This is a genomic window from Kitasatospora sp. NPDC057936 (genome assembly GCF_042887525.1).
Taxonomy (GTDB): domain Bacteria; phylum Actinomycetota; class Actinomycetes; order Streptomycetales; family Streptomycetaceae; genus Kitasatospora.
The window spans coordinates 1-23,748 of the sequence record NZ_JBHVPD010000133.1 but is presented as its reverse complement, the minus strand read 5'-3'; the positions used below and the strand labels follow the sequence as shown (position 1 = coordinate 23,748).

Genomic DNA, 23,748 nt, shown 5'->3' with positions numbered 1-23,748 from the left:
AAAACGCTCGGCTGGAGAACCCCAGCCGAGCGCCTGCGTGATCTACTGACGACCACGTAAGCCATCAGGTGTTGCGAGGACCCCAAGAATCCGCCGTCCGGGCGGGGGCTTTCGACGTGGCGACGCGTCAGGCTCAGGCCTGCTTGGTCTCCCAGAAGATCTTGTCGACCTCGGCGATCAGGTCCAGCAGGGCCTGGCCGGTGGCCGGGTCCGTGGACGCCTTGGTGGCCGAGGCGGCCTTCAGGGTGTCGTTGATCAGCTGGTGCAGCTGCGGGTACTTCTCGAAGTGCGGGGCCTTGAAGTAGTCGCTCCACAGCACCGAGATGTGGTGCTTGACGGCCTCGGCGCGCTGCTCCTTGATGATGATGGCGCGGGCGCGGAAGTGCGGGTCCTCGTTGGCCTGGTACTTCTCCTGGGTGGCCTTGACCGACTCGGCCTCGATCCGGGCCTGCGCCGGGTCGTACACACCGCAGGGCAGGTCGCAGTGGGCGTGGGCGGTGGCGCGCGGTGCAAACAGACGAGAGAACATGGGAGTCCTTCCTTAGATCGTCTTCCCGCGCCCGAGACTACCCTTCCGGCCTCCCGGTTTCGCGATCGGGCGGTGGGCCTAGGGCAAAAGGCCGATCCGGAACCGGGGTAATCCGGACATCGGACAGGTGACGGTCCGTACGGCACACTGGGACGCGGCGGCCGGGAGGAGGAGTGGTGGCGCGGATGACGCAACCGGGGGACGGCGCACGGGCGGGCACGGTGCCGTTCGGGCTGGTCGACGTGGCGGGACCGTCGATGGTCCCGACCCTGCGCGAGGGCGACCAGCTGCTGGTCCGGTACGGCGCGCGGATCCGCCCGGGCGCGGTCGTGCTCTTCCGGCACCCGTTCCAGCAGGACCTGCTGGTGGTCAAGCGGGCGGCCGAGCGCCGGGCGAAGGGCTGGTGGCTGCTCTCCGACAACCGGCCGGTCGACAGCGACAGCCGCAGCTACGGCGCCGTTCCGGACGAGCTCGTGCTCGGCCGGGTGCTGCTGCGGCTGCGCCCGCGCCCGGCCTGGCTGGCGCCCGGTCGCCGGCTGGAGCGACTGCTGCTGACCCCCGGGCTGGTCCGGGTCCCGGGGCTGGCCCGCCGCCTCGGCGTCTGGGTGGACGCCGAGCTCTAGTGTCACGGCACTGGCGGATGCGCGTCTAGGCCTGCAACTGCTGCGGCCCGAGCGCCGCGTCCTGGGCCTCCTGGCGCTTGCGGGCCCGGTAGGCCGCGACGTTGGCGCGCGTGGCGCAGCGGTCCGAGCAGTAGCGCCGGGAGCGGTTGGTGGAGGTGTCGAGGTAGGCGTTGCGGCACGGCGCGGCCTGGCAGATCCCGAGCCGGTCGGCGCCGAGCTCGGTGAGGTGGACGGCCAGGCCCATGCACGCGACGGCGCTGAAGTGCGCGGTGGCGGTGGGCGAGTTGTCGGCGAGGTGCAGGTGCCAGCGCGGCCGGCCGGCGTCGTCGAGGTAGTCGTGGCCGGAGACCAGCGGGCTGACGGGGTACTCCATGAGCAGGCTGTTCAGCAGGTCGACGCCACGTACCTCGTCGCCCTCGGCGGCGGCCTCGAAGACCCCGCGCAGCCTGGTCCGCACCGCCCGCAGGCGGGGCAGGTCGGACTCGTCGGCCAGGGCGGCGGCGCGAGAGGACTCGGAGAACAGGGCGCGCACGGCGTCCACCGAGGTCAGCGTGTCGGTGCCGCGCTCGGGTTCCTCGGTGTTCACCAGCCGAACGGCGAGATCGGCGTAGGAGGCGAGCTCCACGGCGGTCCTTCCAGTGGTTCGGTAACGGGCTGATTGCGTCCAGCCTATTACCCGGATCGGGAAAACGGCGGCGCCCGGCAGGATCGGCCTGCCGGGCGCCAAGGGTTGCTCGCTCAGCGCACGCTCAGAGGACCTTCGAGAGGAAGGACCGGGTGCGCTCGTGCTGCGGGTTGGTGAGGACGTCGCGGGGGTTGCCGGACTCGACGACCACGCCGCCGTCCATGAACACCAGCGCGTCGCCGACCTCGCGGGCGAAGCCCATCTCGTGGGTGACGACGATCATCGTCATCCCCTCCTCGGCGAGGCCGCGCATGACGTCCAGCACCTCGCCGACGAGCTCCGGGTCGAGCGCCGAGGTGGGCTCGTCGAAGAGCATCAGCTTGGGCTTCATGGCCAGCGCGCGGGCGATCGCGACGCGCTGCTGCTGGCCGCCGGACAGCTGCGACGGGTAGCTCTTCGCCTTGTCGGACAGGCCGACCCGCTCCAGCAGGGCCATGCCGCGCTCGCGCGCCTCGGCCTTGGACTCGCCCTTGACCTGGACCGGCGCCTCCATGACGTTCTCGAGCGCGGTCATGTGCGGGAACAGGTTGAAGTGCTGGAACACCATGCCGATGTCCCGGCGCTTCTGCGCGACCTCGCTCTCCTTCAGCTCGTGGAGCCGGTCGCCCTTCATCCGGTAGCCGACCAGTTCGCCGTCGACCGAGAGGAAGCCGCCGTTGATCTTCTCCAGGTGGTTGATGCACCGCAGGAAGGTCGACTTGCCGGACCCGGAGGGGCCGACGAGGACGAACACCTCGCCCTTGCGGACCTCCAGGTCGATGCCCTTGAGCACCTCCACGAGGCCGTAGGACTTGCGCACGCCCTGCGCCTCGACCATCGGCACGGGCCGGGAGTCGGTGGGCTTGGTCAGATCGGTCATACGTGACCGCCTCCCTCGATGCCCGGGACCACGTCGTTCTCGGCCCGCGGAACGGGCTTGCCGGCGAACAGCCGCCGCAGCCGCTGCAGCGGGGTCGGCGGGAGCGCACGGTTGGCGCCGCGGGCGTAGTGCCGCTCGACGTAGTACTGGCCCACGGTGAGGATCGAGGTCATCAGCAGGTACCAGATGCTGACGACGAGCAGCAGCGGAATGGTCTGGAAGGTGCGCGAGTAGATGTTCTGGCCGGCCCGGAGCAGCTCCTCCAGCGAGATCGCCGAGACCAGCGAGGTGGTCTTCAGCATCGAGATGGTCTCGTTGCCGGTCGGCGGGATGATCACGCGCATCGCCTGCGGCAGGATGATCCGCCGCATGGTCTTGAACTGGCTCATGCCCAGCGCGTGCGCGGCCTCGGTCTGGCCGAGCGGCACGGACTGGATGCCGCCGCGGACGATCTCGGCCATGTACGCGGCCTCGTTGAGGCCGAGGCCCAGCAGCGCCGCGACGAACAGCGGGATCGCCTGGTTGGTCGGCTCGGACCAGAAGGCCGGGCCGAACGGGATGCCGATGGAGATGTTGGCCCAGAGCGAGCCCAGGAAGTTCCAGAACAGCAGCTGGACCAGCACCGGGGTGCCGCGGAAGACCCAGATGTAGAACCACGCCGTGCTGGAGAGCACCGGGTTCGGCGACAGGCGCATGATCGCCAGCGTGATGCCGCCGGCGATGCCGATCGCCATCGACAGGAAGGTCAGTTCGAGCGTGACGCCGAGGCCGTGCGTGATCGAGGAGTCGAAGAGGTACTTCCCGACGACGTCCCACTGGAACTGGCTGTTGGTGATGAGGGCGTGGATCAGCATCGCCGCGAGGACGGCGACGACGGCTGCTCCCACCCAGCGTCCGGGGTGGCGGACCGGGACGGCCTTGATGGTCTCAGGCCGTCCCGGGGGCACCGACCCCTGGTCGGAAGGGTTCACTGTGTGGCCTCAGGGGTTGTGTTCAGAGGAGCGGTTCAGCTGGTGGCACCGTTGACGACGGGCTTGTCGATCGCGCCCGCCTGGACGCCCCACTTCTCCAGGATGCTCTTGTACGTGCCGTCCGCCATCAGGGACTGGACGGCGCCCTGGACCGCCTTGGTCAGGTCCGAGCCCTTGGCGAGCACGACGCCGTACGGGGCGGTGTCGGTGACGTCGCCGACCTTCTCCAGCTGCCCGTTGGTCTGCTTGATCGCGTAGTCGACGACCGGGGAGTCGGCCAGCATGACCTGGTCGCGGCCGGAGACCAGCGCCTGGGTGACGTCCGTCTGCAGGTCGAACTTGTCGCCGTCGTTGGGGACGGTCGGCTTGCCGGCCTTGACGCAGGCGGGGTTGATCGTGTCCTTGATCGAGTCGGCCTGGGTGGTGCCGGTCTGGACGGCGACCTTCTTGCCGCACAGGTCCTTGGGGTCGACCTTGTCCGGGTTGCCCTTCTTGACCGCGGCGCCCGTACCGGCGTTGAAGTACGTGACCATGTCGACCGTGGCCTCGCGCTCCTTCGTGTCGGTGAAGGAGCTCATGCTGAGGGTGTACTTCTTGCCCGTGATGCCCGGGATGATCGAGTCGAACGTGGCGTTCTGCACGTCGGCGCTCAGGCCCAGCTTCTTGGCGATCGCGGTGGCCAGGTCGACGTCCATGCCGACGATGTTGCCCTTGTCGTCCTTGAACTCGTTGGGCGCGTAGGACGCGTCCGTGGCGACGACGATCTTGCCCGCGGACTTGACGTCGGCCGGGACGAGGGCGGCCAGCGACGGGTCGGCGGACACGGCCGGGACCGTGGCGCTCGCGTTCGCGCCGGCCGAGGAGCCGCTGGAGGAACCGCTGCTGCCGCAGGCGGTGAGGCCGAGGGTCAGGGACGCGGCGACGGCGCCGGCCGCGAGGAGACGGGTGCGCTGGGTACGGGCGGTCATGAGGGGGATCTCCTCCTGAGGGAGAGGTCGGGCGGAGCGCGCCGCGGGAAGCGGCGCACCGGGGCAGCAAGGCCGTACGGCGCTGTACGGGTACACACACGGCGCTGTACGTCGTCGTACGGGCAGGGCCGGTTCGTGCGCCTGGACCGGGGGTGTCCAGGGTGGTGCTTGGATACTGCTTCCGCCACCCTCCGCCGAGGTGGACGTTGACCGAACCGCCTCGACCAGTGGTCGGCTCGATCCGAGATGGGGGGAATCCTGCCATCTGATGACGGTCGGAAGGCCCTCATTCAGATCAAAATCGGATAACGAGGGGCCGTGCTGTCCGCTATTCGGACGATTCCCTTGTCCCTGTCACCCTGCGTATAAGTATGCAGATCCCTCTGCGCTGCGCCGGGAGGCCCGCCGCCCCCTGTTTTTTCGAATGCCGCTGCCGGATGCCGATGCCGGACGCCGTTGCCGGACGCCGCCGTCAGATGCCGCCGTTGACCACCGCGTTCTGGGCCGCGCCCGCCTGGACGCCCCACTTGGCGAGGATCTTGTCGTACTCGCCGCTGCGGATGAGCTGGTCGACGGCCTTCGCCAGGGTGTCGCGCAGCTCGGTGTCGCCCTTGCGGAACGCGATCCCGTACGGGTTGGACGTGGATTGCGCGCCCGTCACCTCGAAGCGGCTGCCGCCGTCGGTGCTCTTCGCCGCGTACGCGGCCACCGGGAAGTCGTTGACGCCGGCCGCCGCGGCGCCGGAGACGACCTCGGCCAGCGCCTTGGTGTCGCTGTCGAACTTGTGGGGGGTCAGCTGGCGGCCGGTGCGTGCGCAGACGGCCACCTGACGGGTGATGATCTCGTCCTGCGTGGTGCCCTGCTGGAGCGCCACCGTGCGGCCGCACAGGTCGTCCAGGGTCTTGATGCCCTTGGGGTTGCCCTTGGGGACGACGATCGAGGTGCCGGCGATGAAGTAGTCCACGAAGTCGACGCCGGGGCCGACCTGCTTGCCGCTGTCGTCCAGGCCCTCGCGGCGCTTCTGGATGTCGCTCAGCGCGGACATCGCGACGTCGTACTGCTTGGACTGGAGGCTCGGTATCAGCTTGTCGAACGGGGTGTCGACCAGCTCGACCCGCACGTCGAGGATCTTGCCCAGCGCGGTGGCGATCTCCGGGTCCAGGCCGGCCGGCTTGCCGTCGGGGCCGCGGAACTCGACCGGCGCGTAGTTCACGTCCATCCCGATGCGCAGCGCGCCCGCGGAGCGCTGGGCCTTCGGGAGCTTGGCGCGGATCTCCTGGACCGGGTCCTTCGCGGCGGCCTGTCCGCCGTCGTTGCAGCCGGTCAACAGCAGGGCTCCGGTGGCGGCCAGGGCGGCGCCGGCGACGGCGGACCGTCGGGAACGGGTGCGGTGGTGCATGAGGGTGGTTGCTCCTGTGGGAGGTCTGTGCGGTCGCCAGGGTGCCGTGGTGGTGTACGGCGGATGGCGGACAAGCGATCCTGTCATCCCGCCCTGCCGGGCCGGTGGGCGGGTGTGTCAGAATTCGGTACCGGGTGACCCCCGAACGCGAACCAGACCGCCGAGTCCCGACAGGCTCGGGGTGCTCAGGAACGGAAGTCCTCACGCGGCTCCGTATCCGGAACACCTGCTCCCCTCCGTGTCTGCGTTCACTCCTGCGGGTGTACGTGCGTCATCGCCGTTGCCGCCGCCGGAGCCCGGCGCTTCCGAAGCCGGGCCCGTGACGCGACAGCGCGGCGATGAACTGCTCGTGACGAGGACGAAAAGGCACAGGTGCGACGCCTTCGTCCGACTTACGCTCGCCCGGTAGTACGACGCGGACTTTTAAAAGACCCCATAAAACCCTCATCCGAGGGCGCCGCCCGACGCAGCGCCCCGACCCCGCCCCCGGGTCCGCTTCGGCGTACCCGGTTTCCGGTTTCCGGACGGGGTCGCTCCGTCCGTCGGCCGCGCGTCCTCGCCGGAACAATGACGAAGAGGTCATCGTGGCAGCGGAGATCATCCACAGCAGCACCCAGGACACCGACGATCCGGTCGACGCCGTTTTCGCACTGCACCGCGGCGGCAAGATGGAGATCCGGGCGACCGTCCCGGTGCGCGACGCGGACGACCTGTCCCTCGCCTACACCCCGGGTGTCGCACGGGTCTGCACGGCCATCGCCGAGCAGCCGGAGCTGGTGAACGACTACACCTGGAAGTCCAACACGGTCGCCGTGGTCACCGACGGCACCGCGGTGCTCGGCCTCGGCGACATCGGCCCGCAGGCCTCGCTGCCCGTGATGGAGGGCAAGGCGATCCTGTTCAAGCAGTTCGGCGGCGTCGACGCGGTGCCGATCGCGCTCGCCTGCACCGACGTGGACGAGATCGTCGAGACCGTGGTCCGGCTGGCGCCCTCCTTCGGCGGCGTCAACCTGGAGGACATCTCCGCCCCGCGCTGCTTCGAGATCGAGCGCCGGCTGCAGGAGGCCGTGGACATCCCGGTCTTCCACGACGACCAGCACGGCACCGCGATCGTCACCACCGCCGCCCTGTGGAACGCCGCCAAGGTGACCGGCCGGGAGGTCGGCTCGCTGCGGGCCGTCATCTCCGGCGCCGGCGCGGCCGGCATCGCCATCGCCAAGATGCTGCTCGCGGCCGGCATCGGCGACGTCGCGGTCTGCGACCGCAAGGGCGTGGTTCACGAGGGCCGCGGCGACCTGACGGACGTCAAGGCCGAGATCGCGGCGCTGACGAACCGCTCCGGCCTCAAGGGCTCGCTGGCCGACGCGCTGTCCGGCGCCGACGTGTTCATCGGCGTCTCCGGCGGCACCGTGCCGGAGGAGGTCGTCGCGACGATGGCCGAGGGCGCGTTCGTCTTCGCGATGGCCAACCCGAACCCGGAGATCCACCCCGAGGTCGCGCACAAGTACGCGGCCGTCGTCGCCACCGGGCGCAGCGACTTCCCGAACCAGATCAACAACGTGCTGGCCTTCCCCGGCATCTTCGCGGGCGCCCTGCAGGTCCGGGCGAGCCGGATCACCGAGGGCATGAAGCTGGCCGCCGCCAAGGCGCTGGCGGGCGTCGTCGCCGACGAGCTGACCCCGCAGAAGGTCATCCCCTCGCCGTTCGACGACCGGGTCGCCCCGGCGGTCTCCAAGGCCGTCGCCGAGGCCGCGCGCGCCGAGGGCGTCGCCCGGATCTGAGCCGGGCGGCCGGTCCGGTGACCGGCGCGGCAGGACGACCGAGGGACCAGACGGCCGGGGCCGGGACACGCGTCACACCCACGCGTGGTTCCCGGCCCCGGCCGTCGCCGCTATCGTCCCGAGCATGTTTGCTGCCTACGCCGCCCGCATCGACGCCGACGACCCGCTGTCCGGACTGGAGTTGGGCGAACTCCCCGAGCCCGGGGCCCGCCCCGGGTGGAGCGTGGTCACCGTGAAAGCCGCCAGCCTCAACCACCACGACCTCTGGTCGCTGCGCGGCGTCGGCCTGCCCGCCGAGCGGCTGCCGATGATCCTCGGCTGTGACGCGGCCGGCATCGACGAGCACGGCAACGAGGTCGTGCTCCACTCGGTGATCGGCCAGTCCGGCCACGGGGTGGGGCCGGACGAGCCCCGGTCCATCCTCACCGAGCGCTACCAGGGCACCTTCGCCCAGCGGGTGGCCATCCCGACCTGGAACCTGCTGCCCAAGCCCGCCGAGCTCACCTTCGAGGAGGCCGCCTGCCTGCCCACGGCCTGGCTGACGGCCTACCGGATGCTGTTCACGAACGCCGGGGTGAAGCCCGGCGACACCGTCCTCGTGCAGGGCGCGGGCGGCGGGGTGGCGACCGCGCTGATCGTCCTCGGCAAGGCGGCCGGCCTGCGGGTCTGGGTCACCGGACGGGACGAGGCCAAGCGCGCGCGGGCCGTCGGGCTCGGCGCCGACGCGGCGTTCGAGAGCGGCGCCCGGCTCCCGGAGCGGGTGGACGCGGTGATGGAGACGGTCGGCGCCGCCACCTGGTCGCACTCGGTGAAGTCGCTGCGCCCGGGCGGCACCATCGTCATCTCCGGTGCCACCTCCGGCCCCAGCCCGAAGGCCGCCGAGCTCAACCGGATCTTCTTCCTGGAGCTCAAGGTGGTCGGCTCGACCATGGGCACCAAGGAGGAGCTGGCCGGGCTGCTCTCGCTCTGCGCGACCTCCGGCGTCCGGCCGGTGATCGACTCGGTGCTGCCGCTGGCCGAGGCCCGGGAGGGCTTCGCCCGGCTCGCCAAGGGCGACGTCTTCGGCAAGATCGTCCTCAACCCGTAGGACCCGTAGGACCCGTAGGACCCGCCGGAGCCGTCGGCCCGTCGGTCCGTCCCCGGACGTGCGGACGGGCCCGGCGCTCTCCCCCGAGAAGCGCCGGGCCCGTCCGGTCCTGCTGTCCTGCCGTACGACCGGCCTGCCGTGCGGCCCGCCTCAGCCGAGCAGCCGCTTGAGCCGCTCGCCGGCCGCGCCGAGCACCGAGCGCGCCTCGGCGAGCCCCTCGGGCGTCACCCCGCCGTCCCGGGCCGCGTCGCGGACCTGGTCGCGGAAGCGGTCGAGCAGCCGCTCCAGCTCCCGGGCCGGGTCGCCGGCCGGGTCGGTCGCTGCCCACGGCGGCAGGTCGGCCGGGGCGGCGGCCGGCTCGTCCTTGTCCAGGTCGATCCTGGTCACCGTGACCTCGTCGGCCGGGGCGGCGGGCGCCTCCGCCCCCGGGTGGCCCCAGCGGGCCGCGTCGGCCAGCCCGGCCAGCCCCTTGGTCAGCTCCGAGAGGCCCTCGGCCAGCCCGGTAGGCCAGTCGCCCTTCGCGGCGTGCTCGCGCACCTGCTGCTCGACCCGGCGCTTGATCCGCAGGGCCTCCTGCTGGGCCGCGGTGCGGGCGGCCCTGGACTGCTCGCGCAGCCGGCGGGCCTCCTCCTCGGCGGCCTTCACCTTGGCCTTGGCGGCCTTCTCCTGCTCCTTGGCGCGCTTGGCCTGCTCCTTGGCCTGGCGCTTGAACTGGGTGAACTCGTCCTTGGCGCGCTGCCAGGACTCCTTGTCCCCCCAGGGCCCGGCCCACGGGTCCCCGTCCTCGGCGCGGTCCGGCCTGGGGGCCGCCTTCGCGGCGTTCCACAGCTCCTCGCGCAGGTTCTTGGCGCTGTCCCGGACGTCCTCGCGGATCGCCCCGGCGAGCTGCGTCACGGAGTCGTGGATCTCCACCTCAAGCTCGTCCAACTCGGCCTGGCGGCCCGCCAGTTCGGTGCGGCCGGCCTCGGTGAGCCGGTACACCTTGCGGCCGCCCTCGGTGCTGTGGGCGACCAGGCCCTCCTGCTCCAGCTTGGCGAGCCGCGGGTAGACCGTCCCGGCGGAGGGCGCGTAGAGGCCCTGGAAGCGCTCCTCCAGGAGGCGGATCACCTCGTAGCCGTGCCGCGGGGACTCGTCCAGCAGCTTCAGCAGGTAGAGCCGCAGCCGGCCGTGGCCGAAGACGGGGCTCATCTCACGCCTCCTTGGTGAGGTCGGGTCCGGCGGGCTTGTCGAGGCTCGGGCCGGCCGGCAGCTCGCGGACCACCACCGGCTCCTCGTCCTCCGCGTCCGGGCGGCGCAGCACCGTGACGGCGCCGGAGACGGTCGTCACCGCGAGGCTGCCCTGGCCGTCGCCGAGCTGGCCGGACAGGCGCTTGGCGCCCCAGCTGCCGCCCAGCTTGAGCTGGTCGAAGGTGCTGGAGACGTCGCCGCTGGTGGAGCCGGCGTCGACCCGGGCGTCGGCGAGCGAGGGGAGCCGGACGGCGACCTGGCCGCTGACCGTGGTGACCTTGATGTCGGCCGGGGTGAGCACGTCGAGGTCCAGGGTGACGGCGCCGGTGACCGAGTTGGCCTGGATCCGCTCGGCCGTGCCGGCGACCACCGTGAGCTGGCCGGACACGGTGTTCACCTTGAGCTGGCCGCCCACCGACTGGGCGTCCACGTCGCCCGAGACGGTGTTGGCGTCGGTGCGGCCGCTGAGCCCGACCAGCGTGGCGTCGCCGTTGGCGCTCTGCACCGACACGTGGCCGGCGAAGCCGGAGACGGTGGCGCCGGCCGAGACGGTGCCCACCTTGACCTCGGTGCCGGCCGGGACGGTCAGGGTGACGCCGGCGACGCGCTTGTTCTTGAGCGAGCCGAAGAAGCTCTTGATCGAGGTGGCGGACTTGAGCCAGTCGCCGACCTCGCCCCAGCTGCTGATGTCCTTGTAGGTGACCGTGAGGACGCCGTCGACCAGCGTCACGTGCAGCGGTTCGCCGCGCAGCTCGGTGACCTCCAGGCGGGCCGGGCCGTCGGCCGCCACCACGTTCACGGTGCCGTCGACGACCCGCACGCTGACCGTGCGCACGGCCTCGTCGATGGTGATGCTGTCGGGTCCCTCGACCGTCCACTGGCTCATCTCTGCCGCCTCCCGTTGCGACTCGCGATGTATCGCGTTCCCTGCTGAAGACGATATATCGCGTGGCGGGAAAAGCAAGCGGTTCGGCCCCTGATCCCGGCCCGGACGCGGCCCTGAGGCCACCCCTACGGGACAACGCGAGAGGCCCGGAGGGCAGTAGCCTCCGGGCCTCTCACGGGCGGTTCACCGCGTCACTCGTCGTCCTCGTCGTCGAGCCGCGCCAGCCAGGTGGCCAGCCGCTCGACCGGGATCTCGAAGTCGGGGTTGAGGTCGACGAACTCGCGCAGGCGCTCGGCCAGCCACTCGAAGGTGACCTCCTCGTCGCCGCGCCGGTTCTGCAGCTCCTCGATGCCTCGGTCGGTGAAGTACACGGTTCGCTCCGGTCGGATGGGGGTTGACCTGGTCAGGATAGACCGGCCTGGCCGTTGGCCCGCCAGGAGCTGATGGTCACCTTGGCGGCCCCGGTGCTCGCGTCGGCGACCTCCACGACGGCGACGGCGATGTTCTGGGTCACCCGGTCGCGGATGCACAGCAGCCGGCCGGCCGGGACGTGGTTGAAGCTGAGGTCGGTGTCCGGGCGGGAGTCGATCGCGCTCGCGCACTGCTCCGGCGTGACGCTGGCCTCGCTGATCACGGCGAAGTCGGAGGCGTTGTCCCCGTAGGCGGAGAAGGCGTCCGCCCGGCCGCCGCAGCAGTTCGCCTTGCCGAGCCCGAAGCCCCACTTCAGGTTGGTGTCGTGCGGGACGACCTTGCCGGCGTTCAGGTCGATCCGGTAGGCGTCGCTGGTGTACTCGGCGCCGGGGATGGCGAGCGAGACCTTGTCGAGTGCCGGGGTGTAGCCGCTGGGCCGGGCGGGCGCCGAGACGGTGGCGCCGGGCGTGGAGGGCTTGCCCGTCGGCGCCGTCACCGGGGTGTTGCCGGAGGACGGGCTCGCGCCGGTGGCCGGGGCGGTGACGGCGCCCGACGTCGGCAGCGGCGCGGCCGACTGGCTCTGGGACTGGGCGGCGGCCGGCGGGTTGCCGGTCGACTTGCCGTCGTTCAGCTTCTTCATCAGGAAGACGCCGCCTGCGGTGCCGCCGATCGCCATCACCAGGGCGACGACGAGCAGGGCCTTCCAGGACACCCCGCCCTTCTTGGCCTTCGGCTCGGGCTTGGCGGGCTCGGGGACGTCGGTGACCACCGGGCCGGGCGGCGGGGTGTCGTAGGTCGGCGGCTCGCTGCGCAGCTGCACGGTGGGCGGCGAGGTGAGCACCGGGGCGGTCGGCGCCTCGGTGGGCGGCTGCGGGGCGCCGTACGCGCCGACCGGCGGCGGCACGAAGCCGGGCGGGGGGCCCGCGGGCGGCTGGTGGGTGACGGCCGTGGCCGGGTGGGTCGGCCCGGTGGGCGACGGGAGGACGGCCGGCGGCGGGGGAGTGGCGGGCACGGCCGGCATCGGGGTCGGCGGGGTGGCGGGGACGGCCGGCACCGGCGTGGGCGGCGTCTTGGGCAGGTCCGAGCGACGGGTGATCTCGGTGTTGACCTGGCGCGGCAGCCAGTCCTCGCCGAACCGCAGCTGCCCGCCGACCTCCGGGTGGTTGCGGGCGACCTGGATGATCTCGGCGGGCGTCGGCCGGTCCTCCGGGAGCTTCGCCAGGCAGCGCAGGACCAGCTCGCGCAGGTCGGCCGGGACGGCGTCCAGGTCGGGCTCCTCGTGCACGACCCGGTAGAGGACGGCGGTGTCCGGGCCGTCGCCGAACGGCGCCGCGCCGCCGGCCACGTACGCGGCCAGCGCGCCGAGCGCGAACACGTCGGTGGCCGGGGTGACCGGGCGGCCCTGGGCCTGCTCGGGTGACATGAAGGCGGGGGAGCCGATCCGGTAGCCGGTGCCGGTCAGCGCGGTGGCGTCGGCGGCCCGGGCGATGCCGAAGTCGATCACCCGCGGGCCGTCCCCGGCGACCAGCACGTTGGCGGGCTTGAGGTCGCGGTGCACCACCTCGACGCTGTGGATGGCCTGCAGCGCCTCGGCGATGCCGCCCATCAGCAGCAGGACGGTGCGCACCGGCAGCGCGCCGTTCTCGCGTACGACCTGCTGGAGGGACGGGCCGGGCACGTACGCGGTGACCAGCCAGGGGGCGTCCGAGTCCAGGCCGCCGGAGTCGATCACCTGCGCGGTGTAGAGCCCGTGGATCCGCTGGGCGTTGCTGACCTCCTGGGCGAAGCGGCGGCGGAACTCGCCGTCCTCGGCGAACTCGGGGCGGACCACCTTGAGGGCGACCGGGCGCCCGCCCGGCGTGTACGAGAGGTAGACCCGGCCCATGCCGCCGGCGCCCAGCCGGGCGAAGAGCCGGTAGCCGCCGACCTCCCGGGGGTCGTCGGGCTGCAGCGGCTGGAAGACCGGCGGGAGCTTGCTGGCGTCCCTCGGCGTGTCGGCGGTCATCTGGGTCATCCCCCTGGGAGAGCGGTGAGGTCGTCCGACCGGCCCGGGCCGCGGTGACGGGGCTCCCGGGCAGCGATCTGGCGAGGCATAACCTATCGATCCGTCAGCGGGCCCGGCACGCCGGTATCCGATTGGTTGCAGAGCTGCGACCTTGACATGGCATCGTGGGGAAACGGTTCTGCCGCAAACGAAACGGCCCCCGCCCTCCCGCGAGGGGAGGACGGGGGCCGGTTGCGTCAGCCTGGCTCAGGGCCTCAGATCGAGTAGACCTCTTCGATCAGGGCCTGCTGCTCGGCGGCGTGGCGCTTGGCCGAGCCGACCGCCGGCGACGACGCCGCCGGGCGGGCGACGCGGCGCAGGCGCGAGCCGTTGGCGCTGCGGCCGATGACGACCTGCAGGTGGTCGACCAGGTTCATCGCGATGAACGGCCAGGAACCCTGGTTGGCCGGCTCCTCCTGCGCCCAGATGAACTGGACGTTGTCGCCGTAGCGGGCCAGCTCCTCCTGGAGCTCGGCCACCGGCAGCGGGTAGAGCCGCTCGACCCGGACGATCGCCGTGTCGGTGACGCCGCGCTCGGTGCGCGCCGCCTCCAGGTCGTAGTAGAACTTGCCGGCGGTGATGACCACCTTGCGGACCTGCGCCGGGTCGACGGTGGAGTCGCCGATGACGGGGCGGAACGAGCCGGACAGGAACTCCTCGGTCGCACTCGCCGCGGCCTTCAGGCGCAGCATCGACTTCGGGGTGAAGACGACGAGCGGCTTGTGGTGCGGGTTGTGCGCCTGCCAGCGCAGCAGGTGGAAGTAGTTCGACGGCAGCGTCGGCATGGCGACCGTCATGTTGTTCTGCGCGCACAGCTGCAGGAAGCGCTCCGGGCGGGCGGACGAGTGGTCCGGGCCCTGGCCCTCGTAGCCGTGCGGCAGGAGCAGGGTGACGCCCGAGTGCTGGCCCCACTTCTGCTCGGCGGAGGCGATGTACTCGTCCACCATGGTCTGCGCGCCGTTGACGAAGTCGCCGAACTGCGCCTCCCACATGACCAGCGCGTTCGGGCGGGTCAGCGAGTAGCCGTACTCGAAGCCCATGGCCGCGTACTCCGACAGCAGGCTGTCGTAGACGGTGTAGCGGGCCTGGTCCTCGGTGAGGTACTGCAGCGGGGTGTAGTCCTCGCCGGTCTTGCGGTCGATCAGGACGGCGTGCCGCTGGCCGAAGGTGCCGCGGCGGCTGTCCTGGCCGGCCAGGCGGACCGGGTGGCCCTCCATGAGCAGCGAGCCGATGGCGAGGGTCTCGCCCATCGCCCAGTCGATGGTGTTGTCCTCGACCGAGGCGGCGCGGCGCTGCAGCTGCGGGAACAGGCGCGGGTGGACGGTCAGCCACTCCGGCAGGTTGACCTGCGAGGCGGCGATCCGCTTGACCATCTCCTGGGAGATGCCGGTCTGGATGCTGACCGGGAAGTCGGCGACCGGCTTGCCGGTGGCGCCGACGGCCGGCGTCTGGGCCGCGTCGCGGACCTCGGCGAAGACCTTCTCCAGCTGGCCCTGGAAGTCCTGGAGCGCCTGCTCCGCCTCTTCCATGGTGATGTCGCCGCGACCGATCAGGCCCTCGGTGTACAGCTTGCGCACCGAGCGCTTCTTGTCGATCAGGTCGTACATCAGCGGCTGGGTGAACGACGGGTTGTCGGCCTCGTTGTGACCGCGGCGGCGGTAGCAGATGAGGTCGATCACCACGTCCTTGTGGAACTCCTGGCGGAACTCGAAGGCGAGCCGCGCGACGCGGACCACGGCCTCCGGGTCGTCGCCGTTCACGTGGAAGATCGGGGCCTCGATCATGCGGGCCACGTCGGTGCAGTACATCGAGGAGCGCGAGGACGCCGGGGCGGCGGTGAAGCCGACCTGGTTGTTCACCACGAGGTGGATCGTGCCGCCGGTGCGGTAGCCGCGCAGCTGCGACATGTTCAGCGTCTCCGCGACGACGCCCTGGCCGGCGAAGGCCGCGTCGCCGTGGATCTGGATCGGCAGCACCGGGAAGGTGGTGCCGCCCTGGTCCAGGACGTCCTGCTTGGCGCGGACGATGCCCTCGACGACCGGGTCGACCGTCTCCAGGTGGGAGGGGTTCGCGGCGAGCGAGACCTTGATGGTCTCGCCGTCCAGGCCGGTGAAGGTGCCCTCGGCGCCCAGGTGGTACTTGACGTCGCCGGAGCCGTGCATCGACTTCGGGTCCAGGTTGCCCTCGAACTCGCCGAAGATCCGGGCGTACGGCTTGCCGACGATGTTGGCCAGCACGTTCAGGCGGCCGCGGTGGGCCATGCCGATGACGGCCTCGTCGAGGCGGTGCTCGGCGGCGGCGTCGATCGTGGCGTCCAGCAGCGGGATGAGCGACTCGCCGCCCTCCAGCGAGAAGCGCTTCTGCCCGACGTACTTGGTCTGCAGGAAGGTCTCGAAGGCCTCGGCGGAGTTCAGGCGGCGCAGGATGCGCAGCTGCTCGTCGCGCTCGGGCTTGGAGTACGGCTTCTCCAGGCGTTCCTGGATCCACTTGCGCTGCTTCGGGTCCTGGATGTGCATGTACTCGATGCCGACGGTGCGGCAGTACGAGTTGCGCAGCAGGCCGAGGATGTCGCGGAGCTTCATCATCTTCTGGCCGCCGAAGCCGCCGACCGCGAACTCGCGCTCCAGGTCCCACAGGGTGAGGCCGTGCTGGACGACGTCCAGGTCGGGGTGCTTGCGCTGCTTGTACTCCAGCGGGTCGGTGTCGGCCATCAGGTGGCCGCGCACGCGGTACGCGTGGATGAGCTCCATGACGCGGGCGGTCTTGTTGACCTCGTCGTCGTGGGTGGTGGCGACGTCGGTGGCCCAGCGGACCGGCTCGTACGGGATCCGCAGCGACTCGAAGATCTCGTCGTAGAAGCCGTTCTCGCCGAGCAGCAGGCGGTGGATCTCGCGCAGGAACTCGCCGGACGCCGCGCCCTGGATGACGCGGTGGTCGTAGGTCGAGGTCAGCGTCATGATCTTGGAGACGCCCAGGCGGGACAGGGTCTCCGGGGCGGAGCCCTGGAACTCGGCCGGGTACTCCATGGCGCCGACGCCGACGATGGTGCCCTGGTTCTGCATCAGGCGCGGCACGGAGTGCACGGTGCCGATGCCGCCGGGGTTGGTCAGCGAGACCGTGACGCCGGTGAAGTCGTCCATGGTCAGCTTGTTGGCGCGGGCCCGGCGGACGATGTCCTCGTAGGCCTGCCAGAAGCCGAAGAAGTCGAGCGTCTCGGCCTTCTTGATGGCCGCGACGACGAGCTGGCGGTCGCCGTTGGGCTTGACCAGGTCGATGGCCAGGCCCAGGTTGATGTGCTCGGGCTTGACCAGGAAGGCCTTGCCGCCCTCCACCTTGTAGCTGTGGTTCATCCCCGGGTGGGCCTTGATGGCCTGGACCAGGGCGTAGCCGATCAGGTGGGTGAAGGAGACCTTGCCGCCGCGGGCGCGCTGCAGGTGGTTGTTGATGACGATGCGGTTGTCGATCAACAGCTTCGCCGGGACGGCGCGGACCGAGGTCGCGGTCGGCACCTCCAGCGAGGCGTCCATGTTGGTGGCGACGGCCTTCGCCGGGCCGCGCAGCTGGACCAGCTCCGGGCCGGTGGCCTCGGGAGCGGCGGGGGCGGCCGGGGCCGCGGCCTTGGGGGCCGGCGGTGCGGCGGGCGCGGCGGCGAGCGGCGCGGGAGCCGCCACCGGGGCCGGGGCGGCCGGCGCGGCGGGGGCGGGCGCGGCGGCCGGAGCAGCAGCGGGCGCGGGGGCAGCGGCAGGGGTCGGCGTGGGGCCGGCCTGGGTCGCGGCCTGGGTCACTGGGGTCACCTCGGAACCGGGCTTGTAGTCGGCGAAAAAGTCCCACCAGGCTCGGTCGACCGAGTTCGGGTCCTGGAGGTACTGCTGGTAGATCTCATCGACGAGCCACTCATTGGGACCGAAGCCAGTGGAGCTAGCCGAGCTGTTGGGGGTTTCTTGGGACTGTGGCGACACGGCGGCAACCGCCCTCTTCCGCTTCCTTTTGGGATGTTTGGACAGCGGGGATTAAGGCTACGCCCCTGACCAGTGATCGCGCAGTCCCCGGGGGGCAGGCGTCGTCCAGATCACAGTCCTGACCTGCAGATTGGCCGAAAATGTGCGTTAGAAACGCGCATCTGAGGGGAACCGACCAGGCCCGATCGCCCCGCAAATCGGGATGAAAACGGACAAAAGCCAGGTCGAATCTTCGAACGATCTTCGTGTACGTCTGTGTCGGATCTGTGACACAAACCCCACTGCGCACCCTCGGGAGCCCTTTCGGGACCTCCCTTGGGGGATCGCACGAGACGATCATGCGGGCCGGCCGCCGCGGGTCAGCGCGGGCCGGGCAGCCGGACCTCGATCCGGCAGCCGCGCGGGGACTCCGCGACCGCGATCCGCCCGCCGTGCAGGTCCACCGCCCAGCGGGCGATGGCCAGGCCGAGGCCGGTGCCGCCGTCGGAGCCCGGCCCCTGGGCGGTGGCCGTGCCGCTGCGGCTGAACCGCTCGAACACCCGGTTGCGGTCGGCCGGCGGGATGCCGGGCCCTTCGTCCTCGACCTCCAGCAGCAGGCCGCCGGGCTCGCCGTCGGGCCGTGCGCGCACCGTCACGGTGCCGCCGGGCGGGGAGTGCTTGCAGGCGTTGTCGACCAGGTTGGCGACCACCTGGTGGAGGCGTTCCGGGTCCGCGACGCCGGTCAGGCCGGCCGGGCTGACCTCCAGCGCGAGCCGGACGTCCCCGCGCCGGGAGAAGGCCCCGCCCGCCGTCGCGCCGTCCACGGTGACGCCGCGCAGCACGCCGTCGAGGAACTCGCGCACCTCGAAGGGGCGGGCGTCGAGGTCGACCACGCCGTCGTCGATCTTGGAGAGGTCGAGCAGGTGGGTGACCAGGCGGCCGAGCCGCTCGGTCTGCTCCAGGGCGGCTCCGAGGGTCGCCGGGTTGGGCTGCACCACGCCGTCCACCACGTTCTCCAGCACGGCGCGCAGCGCGGCGATGGGCGTGCGCAGCTCGTGCGAGACGTTGGCGACCAGTTCGCGCCGGTGGCGGTCGGCGGCCTCCAGGTCGGCGGCCATCTGGTTGAAGGTGGCGGCCAGCTCGCCGATCTCGTCGCGCGAGCTCACCTCGACCCGGCGGCTGTAGTCGCCGGAGGCCATCGCGCGGGCGGCCGCGGTCATCTCGCGCAGCGGGGCGGTGAGCCCGTGCGCGAGGAACTGCATGAAGAGCAGCGACGCGATCATCGAGAAGATCATGATGATGCGGATCTGCGTCTCGGACTTCATCGCCACGACGACCATGCCGCTGGCGAGGAAGACGGAGACGATCACGAGCAGCGCGAGCTTGCCCTTGATCGACCGGACGGGGTCGAGCGGCCGGATGTCGGCCCAGACCCGGCGGGCGGCGCGGGCGGCGAGGGTCTGCGACCGGGTGCCGGCGGCGTCGCCGTTGCGTTGCTGTGGAAAGGTCATTGGTCCCTGTGGTCCCCCGCATGGGTACGGCGGTTCGGGACACGGGCCCCCCGGAGGCCCGATGCCCGAGGCGCCGCTAGGAGAGCGGGGCCTCCAGCGCGTAGCCGACACCGTGGACGGTGCGGATCCAGCTGGCGCCGATCTTCCGGCGCAGCGCCTTGACGTGGCTGTCGACGGTGCGGGTGCCGGACGCGTCGGTCCAGTCCCACACCTCGGCCAGCAGCTGCTCGCGGGTGAGCACGGCGCGCGGCTGGGCGGCCAGGCACGCGAGCAGGTCGAACTCGGTCGGCGTCAGGTGGACGTCGCCCGAGGCGAGCCGCACCCGGCGCTGCACGTGGTCGATCTCCAGCTCGCCGAAGCGCAGCGAGCCGAGCGCGGGCGTGCGGGCGGCCTGCTGGGCGCGCTCGACGCGGCGCAGCAGCACGTTGACCCGGGCGGCCAGTTCGCGCATGGAGAAGGGCTTGGTCATGTAGTCGTCGGCACCGACGCCGAGGCCGACCAGCAGGTCCGTCTCGTCGTCGCGCGCGGTCAGCATCAGCACCGGCACCGGTCGCTGGGCCTGGATCCGGCGGCACACTTCGAGGCCGTCGAATCCGGGCAGCATGATGTCGAGGACGACCAGGTCCGGCTGCCAGGTGTGGAAGCCGTCGACCGCGCCGGGGCCGTCGTGGGCCACGGCGACCTTGAAGCCCTCCGCGCCCAGCCGGGCCGCGATCGACTCCGCGATCGTGGGCTCGTCCTCCACCACCAGCACTCTGCGCTGGCTGCTCACCGTGCCGCCGCTGTTGCTGTTGTCCTGCTGAATTTCTGTCACGGTCACGCCACCGCCCCCAGGGCTGCGGGCCGGCCACCTGTGGGGATGGCGGGGCTCCGCTTCGTAGTCTTGTTCCGTCGTGGACTGTGTGCCGGGTCCGCCGTCCCGTCGCGTGCGCGGATCGGAGGGCGGAGGTCGGCCACCCGCTTCTCCCGCGCACTTCGCAGCGTACGGACAGCGGCTGCCTCCCGGCAGGTGGACCGGACGTTTCCGGCCCGTTGGGCCGGTTCCGGCCCGCTCTCGGACCCACTCACGAGTGGGCACGGGCCGATACCTTACCCGGCGTTTTTTCACTGCGTAACGGTACGTATGCAGTCGAGTTGACGCCAAGTCGCCGGTCAGGGCCGTTACTGACGGGTCAAACGGAAGTAGGTCTGGACCAATGCCGGAATCCGGCCGGTCGGCCGGTTCCCCGGTCTTCACGGGCTTTTCTCAGCTGGTTCTCAGAACCTCGACGTAACGTGATCACGACAACGCCCCGCGGGAGGGATTGCGGGCGCGCGCCGGTACGTTGGTTCCCCCGGGCGGGAGCCGGGGACCGGTTGCTGCGGGCGTGGAGCGGAGGCGGCATGGCTGGACTGCGGCGCGGTGGCGGACCGGCGGGACCGCGCCCGGGGCCGTGCCCGCCGTGGGCCGGACCGCCGTACGGGATGCTCCGGCTCGGGCTGCGCACCGGGGTGGCCGAGTGGCTGCTGGCCCGGGTGCCGACGCCCCGGCGCAACCCTTTCGCCCTCGGATATCTCGCCGTGGTGGGCGCCACCACGACCTTTGCCGAACTCGCGGATCCGGATCTCGTCCTGCGGCTGCAGGAGGCCTCCAGTTCGGACGGCCACAATCTTTTGCACCACCCTTTGCGGGCGCTGCTGCTCAGTGGTTTCTGGGTGGCCGGCTCGGTGTGGATGCCGTACCTCTGGGGATTCGCCTTCACCGTCGCGCCGCTGGAGCGCCGGGTCGGTTCCCGGCGGGCGGCGGCGGTCTTCGCGATCGGGCACGTGACGGCCACGCTGCTGTCCCAGGCGGTGGTGATCACCGCCGTGGAGACCGGGCACCTGGAGTCCGCGGCGATGGACTACCTGGACATCGGGGTCAGCTACGGCGTGCTGGTCAGTCTCGGCGCGCTCGCCGGGCTGCTCTCCTGGCGCGGGCGGCTGCTGGCGCTGGGCGGCGCGGCGGCGCTGATCGCCGAGCAGATCGTCACCGAGAACGACCTGGTCACCGCGGTGGGCCACCCGGTGGCGGTGCTGACCGGCGTGGCGCTGTGGCGCTGGCTGCGCCACGGCCCCCGGCGCGGGCCGCGCCCGCTGCGCGCGGAGCTTCCGGAGGCCGGTCCCGGGCCGGCCGCGGCCGCCGGCGGCGCCCCGGTCTTGGACGTCCGTTAACTCGTTCGGGGGTTTTTGACGACCTTCCCGCCGCCTCCGCCTGGACCCCTTTTCCGTTCGCTCACGGCGAACAAAGCTCGGGGAACATCCGGCGCCCCCGAAGCCTTAGTCAGGTCGACTCAAGTTCACTGACTGGGGAGAGATCATGGCATCGACGTCCGCACCGCTCACCCTGCCCGTGCTGCCGCTCGACGACGAGGTCGTCCTGCCGGGCATGGTCGTCCCGCTGGACCTGAAGGACACCGAGGTGCGCGCCGCGGTGGAGGCCGCCCGCGCGGCGGCCGGCGGCGCCGACAAGCCGCAGGTCCTGCTGGTCCCCCGGGTGGACGGCTCGTACGCGGCGGTCGGCACGCTGGCCGCCGTCGAGCAGGTCGGCCGGCTGGCCGACGGCCCCCACGCGATCGGGCAGCCGGCGGCGCTGGTGCGCGCCGTGCGGCGGGTCCGGATCGGGGCCGGCACCACCGGCCCCGGCGCCGCCCTCTGGGTCGAGACCACGCCGTTCCGGGAGTCCTCGGTCGGCATGCCGGTGGCCGGCCGGGCCGCCGAGCTGGTCAAGGAGTACAAGGCGCTGTCCACCCAGTGGCTGCGCAGGCGCGGCGCCTGGCAGATCGTCGACCGGGTGGACCGGATCGAGGGCGTCGGCGAGCTCGCCGACAACATCGGCTACGCGCCCTTCGCCACCGCCGAGCAGAAGCTCAAGGTGCTGCTGGAGGCCGACCAGGTCGCCCGCCTGGAGTACGCGCTGGCGCTGCTGCGCGACCACCTCGCCGAGGAGGAGGTCAACGACACGATCCGCAAGGACGTCGAGGAGGGCGTGGCCAAGCAGCAGAAGGAGTTCCTGCTCCGCCGCCAGCTGGAGGCCGTCCGCAAGGAGCTGGCCGAGCTCAACGGCGACCCGGCCGACGAGGAGGGCGACTACCGTGCCCGCGTCGAGGCGGCCGACCTGCCCGCGGGCGTCCGCGAGGCCGCGCTGAAGGAGGTCGACAAGCTGGAGCGCGCGTCCGACCAGTCGCCCGAGGGCTCGTGGATCCGCACCTGGCTGGACACCGTCCTGGAGCTGCCGTGGAACGAGCGCACCGAGGACGCGTACGACATCACCGGCGCCCGCGCGGTGCTGGACGCCGACCACGCCGGCCTCGGCGACGTGAAGGACCGCATCGTCGAGTACCTCGCGGTGCGCAAGCGCCGTTCCGAGCAGGGGCTCGGGCTGGTCGGCGGCCGCCGGGGAGGCGCGGTGCTGGCCCTGGTCGGGCCGCCCGGCGTCGGCAAGACCTCGCTCGGGGAGTCGGTGGCCCGCGCGATGGGCCGCACGTTCGTCCGGGTCGCGCTCGGCGGCGTCCGGGACGAGGCCGAGATCCGCGGCCACCGGCGCACCTACGTCGGCGCGCTGCCCGGCCGCCTGGTGCGGGCGATCAAGGAGGCCGGCTCGATGAACCCGGTCGTCCTGCTCGACGAGATCGACAAGGTCGGCTCCGACTACCGGGGGGACCCGGCCGCCGCCCTGCTGGAGGTGCTGGACCCGGCGCAGAACCACACCTTCCGGGACCACTACCTGGAGGTCGAGCTCGACCTCTCCGACGTCGTCTTCCTCGCCACCGCCAACGTGCTGGAGGCCATCCCCGAGCCGCTGCTCGACCGGATGGAGCTCGTCCGGCTCGACGGCTACACCGAGGACGAGAAGGTCGTCATCGCCCGCGACCACCTGCTCCCGCGCCAGCTGGAGCGGGCCGGGCTCGGCAGCGGACAGGTCGGCGTCGAGGAGGCGGCGCTGCGCAGGCTCGCCGGGGAGTACACCCGGGAGGCCGGCGTGCGGAACCTGGAGCGCTCGATCGCCCGGGTGCTGCGCAAGATCGCCGCGCAGGCCGAGCTCGGCGAGCGCGAGCTGCCCGCCGTGATCGGCGCGGACGACCTGCGCGCCCTGATCGGCCGCCCGCACCACGTGCCGGAGGCCGCCCAGGAGCCGGCCGAGCGGCGCACCGCCGTCCCCGGCGTGGCGACCGGCCTCGCGGTCACCGGCGCCGGCGGCGACGTCCTCTACATCGAGGCCTCGCTCGCCGACGCCGAGACGGGCGGCACCGGGCTGACCCTGACCGGGCAGCTGGGCGACGTCATGAAGGAGTCCGCGCACATCGCGCTCTCCTTCCTGCGCTCGCGCGGCGCCGAGCTGGAGCTGCCGGTCACCTCGCTGCGTGACCGCGGCGTGCACCTGCACGTCCCGGCCGGGGCCGTCCCCAAAGACGGACCGAGCGCCGGCATCACCATGACCACCGCGCTCGCCTCGCTGCTCTCCGGCCGCAAGGTGCGCACGGACGTGGCGATGACGGGCGAGGTGTCGCTGACCGGACGGGTGCTGCCGATCGGCGGGGTGAAGCAGAAGCTGCTCGCCGCCGACCGGGCCGGGATCACCACGGTGATCATCCCCAAGCGCAACGAGGCCGATCTGGACGACGTCCCGGCCGAGGTGCTGGAGCGGCTCACCGTGCACCCGGTGGCGGACGTCCGCGAGGTGCTCAAGCTGGCCCTGGAGCCGGCCGAGGTGCTCGTCGCCGCCGCCTGACGCGGGATCAGGGCCCGGGGGGGGGGGGGCCGCCGCCGCCCCCCCCGCCGCCGCCCCCCCGGGGGGTCGGTGGGTGTGT

18 protein-coding genes are annotated in these 23,748 nt (G+C 71.9%); 5 read left to right on the top strand and 13 right to left on the bottom strand.

What is annotated here, in order from left to right; translation table 11 throughout:
- Positions 1 to 133 precede the first annotated feature (133 nt).
- Entirely contained in the window at positions 134 to 529 is a 396-nt protein-coding gene (gene sodN / locus ACFVU9_RS41605) for a superoxide dismutase, Ni (protein ID WP_238865337.1), read from the bottom strand.
- Between the two features lie 185 nt (positions 530 to 714).
- Between sodN and sodX the strand changes: the two genes are divergently transcribed.
- Positions 715 to 1,152 carry a nickel-type superoxide dismutase maturation protease gene (gene sodX / locus ACFVU9_RS41600; protein ID WP_380438557.1) on the top strand — a complete coding sequence of 146 codons (438 nt, stop codon included), beginning with the start codon at positions 715 to 717 and terminating at the stop codon, positions 1,150 to 1,152.
- Positions 1,153 to 1,177: 25 nt separating this feature from the next.
- Here sodX and ACFVU9_RS41595 read toward each other — a convergent pair whose 3' ends face one another.
- From ACFVU9_RS41595 to ACFVU9_RS41575, 5 genes are all read right to left on the bottom strand, one after another.
- Positions 1,178 to 1,777, bottom strand: a complete 600-nt coding sequence (locus tag ACFVU9_RS41595) for a CGNR zinc finger domain-containing protein (protein ID WP_359966114.1) — start codon at positions 1,775 to 1,777, stop codon at positions 1,178 to 1,180.
- 124 nt (positions 1,778 to 1,901) lie between these two features.
- A complete protein-coding gene (locus tag ACFVU9_RS41590; protein WP_380438607.1) occupies positions 1,902 to 2,654 on the bottom strand; it encodes an amino acid ABC transporter ATP-binding protein in 753 nt (250 codons plus the stop codon).
- A gap of 38 nt (positions 2,655 to 2,692) precedes the next feature.
- Positions 2,693 to 3,583, bottom strand: a complete 891-nt coding sequence (locus tag ACFVU9_RS41585; RefSeq protein WP_380438558.1) for an amino acid ABC transporter permease — start codon at positions 3,581 to 3,583, stop codon at positions 2,693 to 2,695.
- A 119-nt stretch (positions 3,584 to 3,702) separates the two neighbouring features.
- Entirely contained in the window at positions 3,703 to 4,635 is a 933-nt protein-coding gene (locus ACFVU9_RS41580; RefSeq protein WP_380438560.1) for an ABC transporter substrate-binding protein, read from the bottom strand.
- Between the two features lie 472 nt (positions 4,636 to 5,107).
- The gene (locus ACFVU9_RS41575) at positions 5,108 to 6,034 is read right to left on the bottom strand and encodes an ABC transporter substrate-binding protein (RefSeq protein ID WP_380438562.1); all 927 of its coding nucleotides are present in this window, start codon (positions 6,032 to 6,034) and stop codon (positions 5,108 to 5,110) included.
- A 584-nt stretch (positions 6,035 to 6,618) separates the two neighbouring features.
- Between ACFVU9_RS41575 and ACFVU9_RS41570 the strand changes: the two genes are divergently transcribed.
- Together ACFVU9_RS41570 and ACFVU9_RS41565 are read left to right on the top strand one after the other, a co-directional pair.
- Positions 6,619 to 7,815, top strand: a complete 1,197-nt coding sequence (locus tag ACFVU9_RS41570; protein ID WP_359966099.1) for an NADP-dependent malic enzyme — start codon at positions 6,619 to 6,621, stop codon at positions 7,813 to 7,815.
- Between the two features lie 124 nt (positions 7,816 to 7,939).
- Entirely contained in the window at positions 7,940 to 8,902 is a 963-nt protein-coding gene (locus tag ACFVU9_RS41565; RefSeq protein ID WP_380438564.1) for a zinc-binding dehydrogenase, read from the top strand.
- A gap of 150 nt (positions 8,903 to 9,052) precedes the next feature.
- Here ACFVU9_RS41565 and ACFVU9_RS41560 read toward each other — a convergent pair whose 3' ends face one another.
- From ACFVU9_RS41560 to ACFVU9_RS41530, 7 genes are all read right to left on the bottom strand, one after another.
- On the bottom strand, positions 9,053 to 10,090 hold the full coding sequence (locus tag ACFVU9_RS41560; protein WP_387602631.1) for a helix-turn-helix transcriptional regulator: 1,038 nt from the start codon (positions 10,088 to 10,090) through the stop codon (positions 9,053 to 9,055).
- A 1-nt stretch (position 10,091) separates the two neighbouring features.
- Complete coding sequence (locus ACFVU9_RS41555; RefSeq protein ID WP_380438568.1) at positions 10,092 to 11,015, bottom strand: DUF4097 domain-containing protein; 924 nt, start codon at positions 11,013 to 11,015, stop codon at positions 10,092 to 10,094.
- 191 nt (positions 11,016 to 11,206) lie between these two features.
- Complete coding sequence (locus ACFVU9_RS41550) at positions 11,207 to 11,386, bottom strand: DUF6104 family protein (RefSeq protein ID WP_063347844.1); 180 nt, start codon at positions 11,384 to 11,386, stop codon at positions 11,207 to 11,209.
- Between the two features lie 32 nt (positions 11,387 to 11,418).
- Positions 11,419 to 13,431, bottom strand: coding sequence for a serine/threonine-protein kinase (locus ACFVU9_RS41545; protein ID WP_380505140.1), 2,013 nt, complete (start codon positions 13,429 to 13,431; stop codon positions 11,419 to 11,421).
- 254 nt (positions 13,432 to 13,685) lie between these two features.
- Positions 13,686 to 17,429 (bottom strand): multifunctional oxoglutarate decarboxylase/oxoglutarate dehydrogenase thiamine pyrophosphate-binding subunit/dihydrolipoyllysine-residue succinyltransferase subunit, encoded by a 3,744-nt coding sequence (locus tag ACFVU9_RS41540; protein ID WP_380496531.1) that lies wholly within the window; start codon positions 17,427 to 17,429, stop codon positions 13,686 to 13,688.
- Positions 17,430 to 17,788: 359 nt separating this feature from the next.
- The gene (locus ACFVU9_RS41535; RefSeq protein ID WP_380438574.1) at positions 17,789 to 18,919 is read right to left on the bottom strand and encodes a sensor histidine kinase; all 1,131 of its coding nucleotides are present in this window, start codon (positions 18,917 to 18,919) and stop codon (positions 17,789 to 17,791) included.
- Positions 18,920 to 18,995: 76 nt separating this feature from the next.
- On the bottom strand, positions 18,996 to 19,733 hold the full coding sequence (locus tag ACFVU9_RS41530; protein WP_326846781.1) for a response regulator transcription factor: 738 nt from the start codon (positions 19,731 to 19,733) through the stop codon (positions 18,996 to 18,998).
- Positions 19,734 to 20,302: 569 nt separating this feature from the next.
- Here ACFVU9_RS41530 and ACFVU9_RS41525 point away from each other — a divergent pair.
- Together ACFVU9_RS41525 and lon are read left to right on the top strand one after the other, a co-directional pair.
- Positions 20,303 to 21,112, top strand: a complete 810-nt coding sequence (locus ACFVU9_RS41525) for a rhomboid-like protein (RefSeq protein WP_380509707.1) — start codon at positions 20,303 to 20,305, stop codon at positions 21,110 to 21,112.
- 145 nt (positions 21,113 to 21,257) lie between these two features.
- Positions 21,258 to 23,669, top strand: coding sequence for an endopeptidase La (gene lon / locus ACFVU9_RS41520; RefSeq protein ID WP_380438577.1), 2,412 nt, complete (start codon positions 21,258 to 21,260; stop codon positions 23,667 to 23,669).
- The last annotated feature ends 79 nt before the right edge of the window (positions 23,670 to 23,748 follow it).

Coding starts and splice junctions, on each gene's coding strand:
- sodX (WP_380438557.1), top strand. CDS start 715: ATGACGCAACCGGGGGACGGCGCACGGGCGGGCACGGTGCCGTTCGGG.
- ACFVU9_RS41565 (WP_380438564.1), top strand. CDS start 7,940: ATGTTTGCTGCCTACGCCGCCCGCATCGACGCCGACGACCCGCTGTCC.
- ACFVU9_RS41575 (WP_380438562.1), bottom strand. CDS start 6,034: ATGCACCACCGCACCCGTTCCCGACGGTCCGCCGTCGCCGGCGCCGCC.
- ACFVU9_RS41560 (WP_387602631.1), bottom strand. CDS start 10,090: ATGAGCCCCGTCTTCGGCCACGGCCGGCTGCGGCTCTACCTGCTGAAG.
- ACFVU9_RS41555 (WP_380438568.1), bottom strand. CDS start 11,015: ATGAGCCAGTGGACGGTCGAGGGACCCGACAGCATCACCATCGACGAG.
- ACFVU9_RS41580 (WP_380438560.1), bottom strand. CDS start 4,635: ATGACCGCCCGTACCCAGCGCACCCGTCTCCTCGCGGCCGGCGCCGTC.
- lon (WP_380438577.1), top strand. CDS start 21,258: ATGGCATCGACGTCCGCACCGCTCACCCTGCCCGTGCTGCCGCTCGAC.
- ACFVU9_RS41535 (WP_380438574.1), bottom strand. CDS start 18,919: ATGACCTTTCCACAGCAACGCAACGGCGACGCCGCCGGCACCCGGTCG.
- ACFVU9_RS41590 (WP_380438607.1), bottom strand. CDS start 2,654: ATGGTCGAGGCGCAGGGCGTGCGCAAGTCCTACGGCCTCGTGGAGGTG.
- sodN (WP_238865337.1), bottom strand. CDS start 529: ATGTTCTCTCGTCTGTTTGCACCGCGCGCCACCGCCCACGCCCACTGC.
- ACFVU9_RS41545 (WP_380505140.1), bottom strand. CDS start 13,431: ATGACCGCCGACACGCCGAGGGACGCCAGCAAGCTCCCGCCGGTCTTC.
- ACFVU9_RS41525 (WP_380509707.1), top strand. CDS start 20,303: ATGGCTGGACTGCGGCGCGGTGGCGGACCGGCGGGACCGCGCCCGGGG.